Consider the following 14,269-nt stretch of genomic DNA (forward strand, 5'->3'; position numbering starts at 1 on the left):
ATTTTGAAAAGCAATCTCAACACAACCGCAGTAATTAAGTCTTGTAAATTCGCATTTGCGTTACTTATTATTACTTTTTCTCAGGCCTGTAGTATTGTAAAATATATTCCTGAAGACGAATTATTATACACAGGAGCAACCGTAGAAATTAAAACAGATTCTATAGTAGAAAGCGAGTCTGAACTTAAAGCAGAATTAGAGTCCACCATTCGCCCTGTGCCGAACTCTAAAATTTTAGGGATGTATCCTGGTTTGTATTATTACTACAAAAATCAAAAAGAAAAACCAGGTTTTATCAACCGTTGGTTGTATAAAAAAATAGGAGAAGAACCGGTATACCAATCAAGTATTGAAACGTATGAAGTTGAAGACATTCTAGTCAATCGTTTAGAAAATCACGGATTCTTTTACAGTAGTGCCTCTTCAGAAGTTGTAGAAAACGAAGCCGATAAAAAATCAGAGATACAATATCAAGTACAAATAAAACAACCTTATAAAATGAAAACGTATCAGGTAGATTCTTTACCTGAACCTATTTTTTCTGAAATTAAAAATAGTGTAACCAATACTGAATTTAAACCTGGCATTCGTTTCGATTTAGATTTTCTAAAAACCGAACGCTTGCGTATTGATGCCGATTTAAAAAAAGCAGGATACTATAACTTTAATTCCGAATTTTTAATTTTTGAAGCCGATACAACACGTTATAAAAACAAAACTTTCGATTTATATTTAAGATTAAAAAGTGCTGTTCCTCAAGAAGCGATTAAACCCTATAAAATTGGTAATATTAATATCTATCCCGATTACGATATTAAAAAAGACAGCCTAAAACAGAAGTCTACACGCTACAACGAAAAAAACTATATACAAGACGAAATCTTTTTTAAAATTAAACATTTAGATCCATTTGTAACGCTTAACGAAGGTGAACTATATAGTCCTGAAGCTTCTAGAAATACAGCAAGACGCTTATCGACAATCGGGACTTATAAATTTGTAAACATTCAATACGAAGAAAGAGATAGCACCTTAACAGATAGCTCAAGAATTTTAGATGCTAACATATACTTATCGCCGTTAAACCAAAGATCTTTGAGAGCAGAATTACAAGCTGTTACAAAATCTAATAATTTTGCAGGCCCTGCTTTAGAATTCTCTTATAATAACAGAAATATTTTTAGAGGTGGCGAAATTTTAAGTCTGAGTACTAATTTAGGCTACGAACTTCAAATGGGTGGTGGTAGTACCATTAGCAACACGGCCTTGGGTATAAAATCTGAAATGATTTTCCCTAGAGTGATTTTCCCTATAAAAATTAACGACGATTTCTTTGAGTATTCTATCCCTAAAACAAAAACGAGCCTAGGAGTAGATTATTTAAAACGAACAGAATTATATGCTTTACTCTCCGGAACAGCAGAGTTTGGATATTCTTGGAATGCTAACAGATATACCACACACAATATCAACCCCATTTCAATCAATTACAATAATTTAATTGAAACTTCAGACGAGTTTCAAGAAATCCTTGACGAGAACACCTATTTAGAACAGAGTTTTGAACAGCAATTTATTGCGGGTTTAAATTATTCTTTCACGTATAACGAAATGGTTAATGCTTCAAAAAAGAATCAGTTATACGCTAATATAACTTTCGATATTGCAGGAAATGGTCTTAGTCTATTCGATTCTAAAAACGACAGTGGAACGCAAACTTTCTTCGGTTTAGAATATGCACAATATGTAAAAGCCGATATTGATTTTCGTTACCATTTCAACTTCAATAACGATAAAAAAATAGCTACTAGATTATTTGCAGGATATGGGATTCCTTATGGAAATTCTGAATACATGCCGTATATAAAACAGTATTATTCTGGGGGTCCAAATAGCGTTCGTGCGTTTAGAATTAGATCTTTAGGTCCTGGAACTTATGTGAGTGACGAAGAGACTGACGACGATTATTATATAGACCAAACAGGAAACATTAGGTTGGAAGCCAATGTAGAATACCGTTTCCCTTTATTTTCTTATTTTAAAGGTGCAATCTTTGCAGATGCTGGAAACGTTTGGAACTCTAAAGAAATTGACGATGTGCCTGGCGGAAAATTCAGTTCAGATTTTATTAATGAACTTGGTATTGGTGTGGGTGTAGGATTACGTGTAGATGTCCAAGGATTTGTTATCCGTTTCGATTTTGCGACACCAATTCACGATCCCGCTTTAGAAGAAGGTAAGCGTTACGATTTTCAGTATGAAGAAACCACCTTTAATTTTGCAATTGGTTATCCGTTTTAAAGCCTTTACTATTTATAATTTTGCTTAACTTATTTACCCAAGCACATAACTAATAACTAAATTTACAATCTAGTATTACACATATGACAAACAATTTTGAGTTAAGGCATGTACAGGTCACTCGATATATGATGGCGTTAAGAGAAGGCGGATCGCTTCCTGCTTTAGCTGAAGCTGATGACGATTTTAAATATGTTTTGAAATTTAAAGGCGCTGGACACGGCACTAAAGCTTTAATAGCAGAACTTATTGGCGGACAAATAGCGAAAGCTTTAAAATTACAATTACCAGAATTAGTATTTGCACATCTAGACGAAGCTTTTGGAAGAACGGAAGCCGATGAAGAAATTCAAGACTTATTACAAGGCAGTCAAGGTTTAAATTTAGCACTTCATTTTTTATCTGGAGCCATAACTTTCGACCCAGCTGTTACAATTATAGATGCAACTTTAGCTTCTAAAATTGTGTGGTTAGATGCATTTATTACCAATGTAGATCGCACTTTTAAAAACACCAATATGTTAATCTGGCATAAAGAATTATGGTTAATAGATCATGGTGCATGCTTATATTTCCATCATTCTTGGAGTAATTGGGAACAATCTGCTAAGAGTCCGTTTAAGTTAATTAAAGATCATGTGTTATTACCACAAGCCTCTGAGGTAAGAACTATAGACGCCGAATTTAAAGCACTTTTAACACCCGAAATATTAAAACACATCGTGAATACTATTCCAGATGAATGGTTAGAATGGGAAGACTTAGAACTTACTCCTGATGCCATAAGAACGGTTTACTTCAACTTTTTAAATACACGCTTAGCCCATTCAGAAATTTTTGTAAATGAAATTGAACATGCCAGATCTTAAATTATACGAATATGCTGTAATTCGCGTGGTTCCAAGATTAGAACGCGAAGAATTTATAAATATAGGCATCATACTATTTAGTAAACAAGCAAAGTTTATTACGGTGCTATACGATATCCCTTCAGAAAAAATTAAAGTTTTTGATGACGATTTTGATATTGAACAACTGCAATTAAATATGAGCGCATTTAAAACCATCGCAACTGGAACTTGTAAAACGAGTCCGATTGCTTTAATGGATATTCCATCACGTTTCAGATGGTTAACAGCTATTAGAAGCTCGGCAATACAAACTTCAAGACCTCATCCAGGTATGTGTAACGATCTTGAACACACAGCACAACGCTTATTTAAAGAATTGGTGTTGTAATGCTATTATGGATTCAAAAAAAAAAGACTTCATCTTTTCACATATTGAAAATGATGAAGTCTTTTTAGTTTATAATTTTAGGTGTTTAGTCTAATTTCAACAGACTTAACAATCTAATTTGGAGGATAACATAACAATATTTTTGAAGCTTCGTCAGATTTAAATGTAAGTTCTGAAATTGCAGCAGAGATAAAAATCTCATCACCTTGACTGTACGTATATTTTTTTCCGTTACACACCATAGTGCCTACTCCTGAATAAATTACGGCAACATAAAAGCTTGAACTTCCTTTAATGGTATGACTTCCATTTAAAAGTAATTCACTTAACCCAAAGCAATTGGTATGTTTGGTATTAAATAATGTTCTTAAAGTGAATTCGTCTGAATGTTCTAAAACTTCTGGAGTAATTTTCCAAGCTTCCAGCGCTTCATCTAGTGTATAATTATCGTAATGAAAACACTCTAACATTTTTTCTTCACCAACACCTTGATGAATTAATTCCGGTCCAATAGTTAACCCATTAGGCGTTGTTTTTTCTACACGCATGGTGTAATCTGTAGGTTCCTGAACTTCCATTAAAAAACAACCTGCTCCAATGGCATGTGGCACACCGCCGTAGATCATGAACGCATCTCCGGGTTTAACTTCAATTTTATGTAAGCAATCTAACATGCCTTGAATGTTCTGATTCTCAAAATGGGTCTTCCACTCTGCTCTAGTCACATGTTTTTTGAATCCCATATACACCACACTTTTTTCGCCATCTATTTCGCGCGTGTTTAATACATACCAAGATTCTGTTTTACCAAATTCAGAATTAAAAACAGTTCTAGCATATTCTTTATCGGGATGCACCTGAACAGTTAAACGTTCTTTAGAGTCTAACATTTTAATCAGGACACCTGTAGTTCCGAATTTTTCAGCAAGGGGTTTTCCTAAATATAATTCTAGATCAGAATTGATTAATTGTTTTAAAGGAATAGTTCCTTCTTCAGTTTCAATAAGCGACAATCCTTCATCTTCAGGTCTGTTATTTCCACGTGCAGTAACGGCAGACATAATCCATTCTTCTGGCATGCTTCCGTCTGTTTCAGGAGTTGTTTTTTTCCATCTATCAATCAATGCGCCACCTTCATACGTTCTCCAAACTCTATTTTGAAGTTGTTTTAAAGGCATATGTGCATATTTTTGTAAGTGATCACTCATGATTTCTCTATTATATTTTAAATGTGTATTTGTAAATTTAAGATGTAATTTGATGCTATAAAAATTTAGAAGGCGGAATTCATACACCTTCTAATAAGGGGGCTTTATATATAACTCATAAACCCAGTTAAGGCCACGTAAAGCATATATATATTAAAAACTAATGTTGCGCCTAAAGCGATATTCATCCATAAGCTTGTTTTAAACTCTTTCATAACCTCTTTTCTATTCAGTAAAATAATTAAAAACAGGGTTATTAAAGGCATTATAAACGGACTTAAAGCCTGAGATGCAATTAATATCCAAACGGGTTTTCCGCCAAAAAACGGCACGATTGCACCACTAAATGCGACCACAACCACAAGAATTTTAAACAAAGGTTTTTTCATATTACGCTCTGTTCCTGTGTAGTCTGCTATTAACCAAGGAAACAACAGTAAGTTAGGAAAGATTGAAGATAGTCCTGCACCAATGATTCCAAGCGTAAATAAAGTTAAAGCGAAATCGCCTGCCCAAGGTCCTAAGGCACTCATCATATCGGTGGCATCATTCACTTTAATGCCTTGAAAATATAAGGTTCCGGTTGCACTAACCATAATTGCAAAACTAATAAAGAAGGTTAATGCCATAGACGACAAGGCATCTCTATTCTCTGTTTTTAAATCTTCTATTCCCCAGTGTTGTTCTTGTACTAAAATACTTCTAGATGCTAAACAGACACCAGCCATAGTTGTTCCTACAATACCAGCAATAACAAGACCGGAATTATCACCAACGGGTAATTCAGGAAAGAAATCTGCAATATTTGTACCCGTCTCTTTAACAACCATAATACTAGTCGCTATAAACGAAAGCGCCATAAAGCCTACCATGACACTCATTGCTTTTATAAAATTTTCGTGTTTCCCAGTCCAAAATAATCCAATAAGTAAACAGATAAAAAACACAGAAACCATAGGTGCATTAAGAAACGAAATGGAGGTTTTTACAGAGATCCATTCCATCGTTACTTCTGCAACAACTCCCATTACTCCAATAACCGAAGACACAATAGAGACTAAGAGTGCGACAATTATAAATATAGTAACTGGTTTACCGAAAGATTTCTTGAAATTAAACATCAGTGTTTCACCAGAAACAATTGTTAATTTACTAATAGATACAAGTAAAAAGTAGGTGAAAAAACAGGATAATAATAAAGCCCAAGAAAGACTTAAACCGTAATTGGCTCCGGAAACGACCATAGATGTTACACTTCCTGTACCAACGACGTACCCTATAATAAAGAATGCAGGCCCGAAATCCTTTAGTCCTTTTTGAATTTTATCCTTAAATGATAATTGAGTTGATGCCATAAGTTATTAGTAGTTTTATAATTTAGTTTTGTTTATATAAAATGCTTATACGCTCTCTTTTAGCTATTTAGAATTTTATTCCAAATTCAGCTAAATATCAAATAGTTATTTTGCTTTTTAATATTCTAAATTAAAATACTAAAAGATCTTAAACGCCGTGGTTACTGGCTTTAAAAGCATATAGGCTCAATAAAGTTAGGCATTTAATGCCTAAAAACACTTACAGAATTAAAGAAAGATTTTTTTTACAAATTACACGATTTAAGGACTCTAACTTACACCCCCTTTTTCTTAAAAAAACAGGATGTATGTTAGTTTCGTTTAAAATGTGATTCTGAGTTTAATTCTGTTGTAAAAAAAAATACTGACCTAAAACTTAGATCAGTATTTTTCATTACATAAACACAATCTCTTACAAGTTTTGTTTATATTATTTTAAATGGTACTTAGTACCCAGGGTTCTGAGTTAAGTTTGTATTTCTTTCTAATTCATCTTCTGGTAATGGTAATAAATAGTCGTCTGAACTAAAGAATGGTTTATCACCTTCTAAGCCGCTTGCACTAAATACTTCATCTCCAATTTGTCTTCTTACAATATCATACCATCTAATACTTTCAAAAGCAAATTCTAATTTACGTTCTTCTAAAATATCGTCAATAGTAACTGTTCCTGTAAGATCTGCTGGTACTGCACTAGCTGGGAATGTGTATTCTACATCTGCTCCAGTTTTAGTATCTCCACCCATTCTTGCTCTAGCTCTTACTTGGTTTACATACATAAGGGCGTCTGCATTATTTCCTAATTCTACTGCAGATTCTGCTGCAATTAATAATACTTCAGCATAACGAATCATAGAGTAGTTAAGACTTGTTGCTCTTGCATTTGCACGAGCAAAAGGTCCTGGGTAACGCATAAACTTAGCGATGTAAGGATTGTTTTTAGCGAATTCGTGTCCACTAATATCAAATTCTGTGTAGTCTACAACAGTACCGTTAATAGATGCTTCATCGTCTAAACTAACAGCTCTTCTGTAATCTCCTTCGTCCCAAGTTGTATATACTGCAAGTGTAGGTACGGCTACAGACCATCCACCACCTAGGTTTCTGTCGTCTCCTCTAATTCCTGTCATTGGAGCAACTTGATCGTAAGCATTATCTTCTGCTTCAAAGTTGTTATAATCTACAGCAAATATTGGCTCTAAAGAATTGTCAATAGCTTCTCCATCAAATAAGTTTTGGAAATTAGAATCTAAAGCTAAATTATATGTTCCTGCATTAGCAATAACTTCAGTAGATTCATCGTAAGCATTTTGGTATTCTCCTAATGTTAAATACACTAACGCTAAATAAGAACTAGCAGCTGCTTTAGAAGGAGTTGCTCTTGATGATTGTGTATCTGGCAACCACGTTTTAGCAAATTCTAAATCTGCAATAATATTATCATAAACTTCAGAAGCTGGTGTTCTACTAATAGAAGTTGCAGCATCAATATCTGTAATTGGTTCACTAATGTAAGGCACTGCTCCAAATAATCTTACTAAATGGAAGTAATAAAATGCTCTTGCAAAATACGCCTGAGCTGTTACTGGGTTCTTAATAGACTCATCTACATCTACATCTTCTGCTCCTGCGATAGCTTGGTTAGCCGCTGCAATACCTTGGTATGTTCTTGGCCAAAATTCGCTAATCATACCGTTACTTGCTAAGGTAGTAAATTCGTTCATTTCTACCCTTCTTGTTTCGTTAGAAGCAAGACTTACCATATCTGAACGTAGCATTAAGGCGATAGATAATTTTCTTCCCCAGAATTGTTCGTTAATAGCATGAGTTAAAGATCCATTAACTGCTGTTTCTATATCACTTGTTGTTTGAAAGAAACCGTCTGGTGATAGTAACCCTACCGGTTCTTCCTCTAAATCTGAACATCCTACAATTGATATACTTACCAAGAATAAGAATAAATATTTATATATTTTCATTGTGTTTCTTTTTAAATTATTTATTAAAATTTCAAGTTAAGACTGAAGTTTACAGATTTTACTGTTGGATAATTTCCAAAGTCAAATCCTTGAGCTGTGTTAGCCGATGTATTATTATCTCCTCCAGCACCGTAGTAGTTTACTTCAGGATCTAAACCTGAATAACTAGTAAATGTTAATAAGTTTTGTGCACTAACTGAAAATCTTAATGCTTCTAAACCGAATTTCTCTATAACATCGCTAGGTAAGTTATATCCAATTGCGATGTTTTTTAATCTGATGTAACTTCCGTCTTCAACAAAACGAGAAGACACTTCTCTGTTACTATTGTTTCCTACTCTTGGATCGTTAGTATCTGTATTTGTAGATGTCCAAGCATTATTGTAATAGTTTTTAGTTGTATTAGCATCTCCATTAGTTAACTGAGAATCTGTTAAGTTAAAGATTTCACCGCCTTGAGAACCTTGGAAGAAGATACTCATATCGAAGTTTTTGTAGCTAAAGTTGTTTGTAAATCCGAATGTGAAATCTGGATTAGGATTACCAATAGTTGTTCTATCTGCTTCAGTAATATCTCCACTTCCATCTAAATCTGCAAATAAAGGATCTCCTGCTACACCACCTGATAAAGTTGCTGTACCTTCTGGTAAATCATTTCCTTGGTAAACACCTTCGTACTCATACCCCCAGAATAAACCAACTTCTTCTCCTTCTCTTAATACGTAACTTCTATCATGACTCCAGTAACTTGGTGTCGCATCGAAGAATAAATCTGCTCCGTTAGCTAAGTTTACAACTTCGTTTTTATTAAACGCAATGTTGAAATCTGTAGACCAACTAAAGTTATCGTTAGTAATGTTTCTAGTGTTAATAGCGAATTCAAAACCTCTGTTGTTAATTTCACCAATGTTTGCTAAGATATCATCTCCTGTATACCCTAAGTATTCAGTAATCGTATTATCTGTTAAAATTAAATCTTTAGTATCTATATTATAATAATCTACAGAGAAAGATATTCTGTTATTTAAGAAAGCGACATCAACACCAAAGTTAGCTTGGTAAGAAGATTCCCATTTTAAATCTGGGTTAGCAGCTTGTTCTGGAGTAATAGCACTTACTGTTTCACCATTACTTGAAGCGTAAAGTGTTTCAAATCTAGCTAAAGACTCGTAAGCTCCAATAGAAGGGTTACCAGTTACACCATAACTCGCTCTTAATTTCAAGTTAGATATTGTTTCGCTATCTTTTAAGAAATCTTCGTTAGATAATTTCCAACCTAAAGCTCCTGAAGGAAAGATTGCATATTTTTCGTTTTCAGCAAAGTTAGAAGCTCCATCTCGTCTTACTGTAGCAGTTATTAAGTACTTATCGTCCCAATCGTAATTTAATCTACCAAATTGAGATTGAATTTCTACTGTAGAAATAGAAGAATCTGGAGTTAATACATTTGTTGCTGAACTTAAACCGTAGTAAGAAAAACTATCTGAGATAAATCCTGTTGCTTCAGTATAAAAATTTTCATTTACTGTTTTTTGATAAGAATAACCTGCTAATACTGTTAAGTTACCCTTTCCAATCTCTTTAGTATATGTCAAGTAGTTTTCACTTAATACACTAGTTTCTCTATCTGTTTCTACAGATGCTCTACCATTATCTCCACCAGCTGTTTGAGTTAACACAGATGGCAAGTATATACCACGTGTAGAATTTTCTGTACTTAAACCAAATGTAGTTTTAAACGTAAGGTTTTCTAAGATATCGTAGTTTGCGTAGAAGTTTGCTCTAAAATCATCTGCTTTAGTTTCGTCTATTCTTTCTTTAGCAACTGCATATGGATTATCTACTGGATCTCCCACTGTGTTACCATAGTTATAAGTTCCATCTTCATTATAAATACCTTGGTCTGGAGCATAACGCATTGCTAATGTAATAACGTCGTCACCACCTGCAGAAACTGAACCGTTAGATTGAGTCGCAGCACCATTTTTAGTACCTCTACTTCCAAAAAGATTCATTCCTAATTTTAATTTGTCTGTAACTTGAGCATCTACGTTAGTTAAGAATGTAGCTCTTTCGAAATCTGAATTAATTAAGATACCTTCTTGATTAAAGTAGTTAGCAGAAGCATAGAAGTTAATTTTTTCTGTACCACCTGAAAAAGAAAGTTGGTGATTTTGAGTACTACCAGATCTGTAAATTAAATCTTGCCAATCTGTATCTGAATCGCCTTGAACATAAGCAGAAGACACACCGTTGTTAGTTCTGATTTGATTTTGGTAATCTGCAAATTCATCTGCATTTAACAAATCTAATTTGTTAGAAATAGAGTTGATAGCATAAGTAGAATTAAGTTCTACAACTAATTTACCACTTCTACCTTTTTTAGTAGTTACTAAAACCACACCGTTAGATCCTCTAGATCCGTAGATTGCTGTAGCAGAAGCATCTTTTAAAACTTCCATAGATTGGATGTCGTTTGCTTGAGGCATTGAAGCTCCAACAAAACCATCGACAACAATAAGCGGAGAACTACTTGCATTAATAGAAGTATTACCTCTAATCTTAATACTAATAGGAGCACCAGGCTCACCACCATTATTAGATTGAACAACCACACCAGCAGCACGTCCCTGAAGCGCTTGCTCTGCGTTTAATACAGGAAATGCTGTTAAATCTTCAGATTTTACTGAAGATACAGCTCCTGTAATGTCACTCTTCTTTTGAGAACCATAACCTACAACAACAACCTCATCTAATTCACTAGCATCTTCTACTAAAGAAACAGTAAGTGTTTGTTGATCTGTAATTGTAACCGATTGTTTAATGTAACCTACATAAGAAAACTGTAGAACGTCTCCAGGAGAAACTTCTAATTCAAAATTACCATCAAAATCTGTAGCGGCCCCTGTTGTGGTCCCTACCACAAGTACATTGACACCAGGAATGGGCATATTGCCCGCATCTGTTACTGTCCCGGATAATTGATATCCGTCTTGTGCGAATAATGATATATTGAATATCAATACTAGCATTAAAGTTAGTTTAGTTTTTAAATTCATTTGTAATTTGTTTTGGTTAAAAAATACTTTTAAAAAAAATCAATAATGATCTATGAAATTGGTTATCTAGATTGGTTATCTAGATTGGTTTACCAATTTCATAGTGCTAAGATATGTTATTATAATGTTAAAACCATAAGTATTTTGTAAGAAATATAAAAATAACCCCGAAAAAACAACAATTTAACAATAGAGCGCCATAGTAATTACATATATGACATCTTTTGGACTACAAAAAATTGTAAGAATTAACTTGTATTTATATTTTTTAATATTTACGAAAACCTTGTAGTTACCGAAATTATTGACTTTTGATTACCGTATCGAAGTAAGATTAGAGTCTAGATTACACTAATTTTTACTTACAATTTCCAAATGCACTGAAATTTTAAATAATATATCTCATAGTACTTAATGCAAGTCTGAGCACTTAAAACCATAATATTTAAACACATAAACTTGTAAGGCAAAATTAAATGTGATTTTATACCCATTAGGAAGAAAAAATAAAAAAACAGCACCCTTTTTAAAACAACACGACCTATTCCATGATTTTTAATTCGCTTTAAAAATTATAAATAGCTACTAAGAAGTCTCCTAACTTGAAGTCGTTTTTATAAGATAGGTATACCTATTATATTATCACACCATAATATGTTATACAATAGGTATGAAATCTTAATTTAAAAAATGATATAGAAAAGCATATTTATACAAGATTTCATCGAACCAATCATTAACTGTTAAAGCACCTCCATGCCCCTTACCTGGAGTAACATACATTATAGACAAAGACTCGGGGTTTGCTTGCTCTTGAAGTGTTGCTAAAAATTTATAGGTGTGTAATGGAGGTACTCTGTCGTCATTCTCTCCAGTCATAACTAAAAAGTTAGGATACTCTAGTCCTGCTTTAATATTATGCATAGGCGAATAAGATTTTAAATTATTAAAATCGTCTAGTTCTGAAACATCTCCAAACTCTTCTACATTGGTAGTCATAGAACCTACCGTAAATTTACCAAATCGTAACATATCGTATGGTCCAGCTTCTGCTACTACAGCGTTAAATAAATCTGGTCTTTGTATTGCGGCTGCACTAACAAGCAAACCTCCATGAGAACCTCCATTGCTACCTAAATGCTCGGGACTGGTGTAATTTTGAGTTACAAGATATTCTCCTGCAGCAATAAAATCGTCTATAGCGTTTTGCTTTTTTAAACGTCGGCCTGCTTTACCCCATTCGGAACCACCTGCACCACCTCCTCTAACATTAGGAATAGCAAGTACACCGCCATGTAGAACCCACAATACTTTAGACCGATCAAAATTAGGCACCACAGTCGAGCCGTATCCACCATACCCATAAAGCAGAGTTGGATTCTTTCCATCTAGTTTTGTTTTCTTTAAACACGTTATATACATAGGAATTTCTGTCCCATCTTTAGACTTATATTTTACTATACGCGTTTCCAACGATTCCGGATCGTAGGGCACAGAAACTGCAACACTTGGTTTAAAAGACAGATCTTTTAAAGACAATTCGTATTCTAAGTCCGGATGGTAAAAAGCTGACACATAAAATTTAGTAGTTTGGGCATTCTCATCATATTCAAAAAGGCCTTTAACCTTTTTACCTTCTGGAAAGTCAATTTTATTTAACAACTCGCCTTCTAAATTAAAAAACAAAGCCAAGTCACTGTTTCCGTTTTTATAAATACATACAAATTTATCTTTCCCCAAGCGATTAACCGCTAACAATCGCACATCATATTCAGGCACAAGTTCTATTGGTTGATTGGGTTTATTTAAATCAGACAACAATACTCGGCCATTTGGCGCTCCCCAATCGGTTTGCAATAATATCTTGTCACCAAAAGCTTCTTCAACAGTCATGGCAATATCTTCACCCCTAGGATAAACAAGAAAATTTTTAAGATTTAAAGCTGTAGAATCTTTTTCTGAAACGGCTAAAGCGTTATATTTTTTTCCTTTATGCTCAAATAGTTTATAGAAAAACAATCGGTCACCAATTTCCTTATATGTAAAGTTATTTACACCTGAACTATCTAAACTAGTAAGAAGGGCAACATCTTTATCTTGAGTATCTCCAAACTTATGATAGTAGAGTTTCTGACCCTCTGCACGATCTAAAAGTTCTCGCCCAGCTTTTGGTGCCGCAAAAGCATCGTAATACACATTCATTTCATCCCAAATCACATGGCTCCCTATTCTAAGATTTTTCAAGGGACTATGCATTTGCCGTCCGTTTTTTAAATTGTAAAAATACAATTCCATCCAATCACCTCCTCTATGCGATAAAGTTACGGCCAACATATCATAATCTTCATTGACAAAATAATCCCTAATCAAGATATTATCGTCTTTGGACTTCATAAAGGATTTAGTATCAACCAAAGTCATAAAGTTACCTTGATCTCTTAATCTAAATAATAAATTGGGGTTACTATTAGAACTTTGCACTTTGTATTCAAACTCGTATTTACTATTAAATTCAGAATCTTTTTCTGTAAAACGATCGACCTCTTTATTTTTAATACCATAATACATGGCAGATATTTGAGCTTTTAAATCAAAAGTTTTAAGGTATTTACTTTTTATTTTGTTGGTAAATTTCTCTTGCTCTTCTAACCAAACTTGAAGTCTTGGATCTTGAGGATTTTCCATCCATTGGTACGAATCGCTTATTGTGGTATCAAAATAGATATCCTCTGTATTATCTTTTGGAGCCGACACATATTCGAAAGATTTTTGAGCAAATGCAGTTGGAGTTGCTATAATAAACAACAATAAAAATTGGGTAATTTTAGGCATAATAAAGTAGGTTTATACAGCTAATTCGAGGGTAAAAAATTTGAACTAAAAATAAGAAATCTAAAATGTTATTTCTAATAATTTATGCGATAGTTTATCAAACAACTACATAGCTTTAAAACCGAAGCATTGAAATAAAAAATAAGGACATAAAAAAACCAAGCACGTTATTAAACATACTTGGTTTTTATTACTATAAAGTAATACGATGTGACCGCGAAGGGATTCGAACCCCCAACCCTCAGAGCCGAAATCTGATATTCTATCCAGTTGAACTACGCAGCCAATTCTCCCAC

At 33.7% G+C, this 14,269-nt stretch carries 8 protein-coding genes and 1 tRNA gene; 3 read left to right on the forward strand and 6 right to left on the reverse strand.

From position 1 onward, the window contains the following. Positions 1-3: 3 nt before the first annotated feature. The 3 genes from tamL to AST99_RS13055 all read left to right on the forward strand — a co-directional run bounded on the left by tamL (position 4) and on the right by AST99_RS13055 (position 3,540). Positions 4-2,301: a translocation and assembly module lipoprotein TamL gene (gene tamL, locus AST99_RS13045; RefSeq protein ID WP_083495688.1), complete on the forward strand. Its 2,298-nt coding sequence runs from the start codon at positions 4-6 to the stop codon at positions 2,299-2,301. 83 nt (positions 2,302-2,384) lie between these two features. Then, on the forward strand, positions 2,385-3,170 hold the full coding sequence (locus tag AST99_RS13050) for a HipA family kinase (RefSeq protein ID WP_057782321.1): 786 nt from the start codon (positions 2,385-2,387) through the stop codon (positions 3,168-3,170). Further along, the gene (locus AST99_RS13055) at positions 3,157-3,540 is read left to right on the forward strand and encodes a DUF3037 domain-containing protein (protein ID WP_057782323.1); all 384 of its coding nucleotides are present in this window, start codon (positions 3,157-3,159) and stop codon (positions 3,538-3,540) included. The genes AST99_RS13050 and AST99_RS13055 overlap by 14 nt, the downstream gene beginning before the upstream one ends. Before the next feature lie 113 nt (positions 3,541-3,653). Here AST99_RS13055 and AST99_RS13060 read toward each other — a convergent pair whose 3' ends face one another. The 6 genes from AST99_RS13060 to AST99_RS13085 form a co-directional block, all read right to left on the reverse strand. Beyond that, positions 3,654-4,748, reverse strand: coding sequence for a type I phosphomannose isomerase catalytic subunit (locus AST99_RS13060; RefSeq protein ID WP_057782325.1), 1,095 nt, complete (start codon positions 4,746-4,748; stop codon positions 3,654-3,656). 104 nt (positions 4,749-4,852) lie between these two features. Then, positions 4,853-6,103: an Nramp family divalent metal transporter gene (locus AST99_RS13065; protein WP_057782327.1), complete on the reverse strand. Its 1,251-nt coding sequence runs from the start codon at positions 6,101-6,103 to the stop codon at positions 4,853-4,855. A gap of 446 nt (positions 6,104-6,549) precedes the next feature. Then, on the reverse strand, positions 6,550-8,082 hold the full coding sequence (locus tag AST99_RS13070) for a RagB/SusD family nutrient uptake outer membrane protein (RefSeq protein ID WP_057782329.1): 1,533 nt from the start codon (positions 8,080-8,082) through the stop codon (positions 6,550-6,552). Positions 8,083-8,105: 23 nt separating this feature from the next. After that, positions 8,106-11,141 carry a SusC/RagA family TonB-linked outer membrane protein gene (locus AST99_RS13075; RefSeq protein WP_057782330.1) on the reverse strand — a complete coding sequence of 1,012 codons (3,036 nt, stop codon included), beginning with the start codon at positions 11,139-11,141 and terminating at the stop codon, positions 8,106-8,108. A gap of 678 nt (positions 11,142-11,819) precedes the next feature. Beyond that, entirely contained in the window at positions 11,820-13,973 is a 2,154-nt protein-coding gene (locus AST99_RS13080) for a prolyl oligopeptidase family serine peptidase (protein WP_057782332.1), read from the reverse strand. Between the two features lie 211 nt (positions 13,974-14,184). After that, positions 14,185-14,258: transfer RNA gene (locus AST99_RS13085), tRNA-Arg, on the reverse strand. Between the last annotated feature and the right edge of the window lie 11 nt (positions 14,259-14,269).

The organism is Formosa algae (assembly GCF_001439665.1).
GTDB classification, from domain to species: domain Bacteria; phylum Bacteroidota; class Bacteroidia; order Flavobacteriales; family Flavobacteriaceae; genus Formosa; species Formosa algae.

Excerpts from the sequence above, each read along its gene's own strand:
- AST99_RS13050 (WP_057782321.1), top strand. The coding sequence starts at position 2,385 with ATGACAAACAATTTTGAGTTAAGGCATGTACAGGTCACTCGATATATG.
- AST99_RS13055 (WP_057782323.1), top strand. The coding sequence starts at position 3,157 with ATGCCAGATCTTAAATTATACGAATATGCTGTAATTCGCGTGGTTCCA.
- AST99_RS13070 (WP_057782329.1), bottom strand. The coding sequence starts at position 8,082 with ATGAAAATATATAAATATTTATTCTTATTCTTGGTAAGTATATCAATT.
- AST99_RS13075 (WP_057782330.1), bottom strand. The coding sequence starts at position 11,141 with ATGAATTTAAAAACTAAACTAACTTTAATGCTAGTATTGATATTCAAT.
- AST99_RS13060 (WP_057782325.1), bottom strand. The coding sequence starts at position 4,748 with ATGAGTGATCACTTACAAAAATATGCACATATGCCTTTAAAACAACTT.
- AST99_RS13080 (WP_057782332.1), bottom strand. The coding sequence starts at position 13,973 with ATGCCTAAAATTACCCAATTTTTATTGTTGTTTATTATAGCAACTCCA.
- AST99_RS13065 (WP_057782327.1), bottom strand. The coding sequence starts at position 6,103 with ATGGCATCAACTCAATTATCATTTAAGGATAAAATTCAAAAAGGACTA.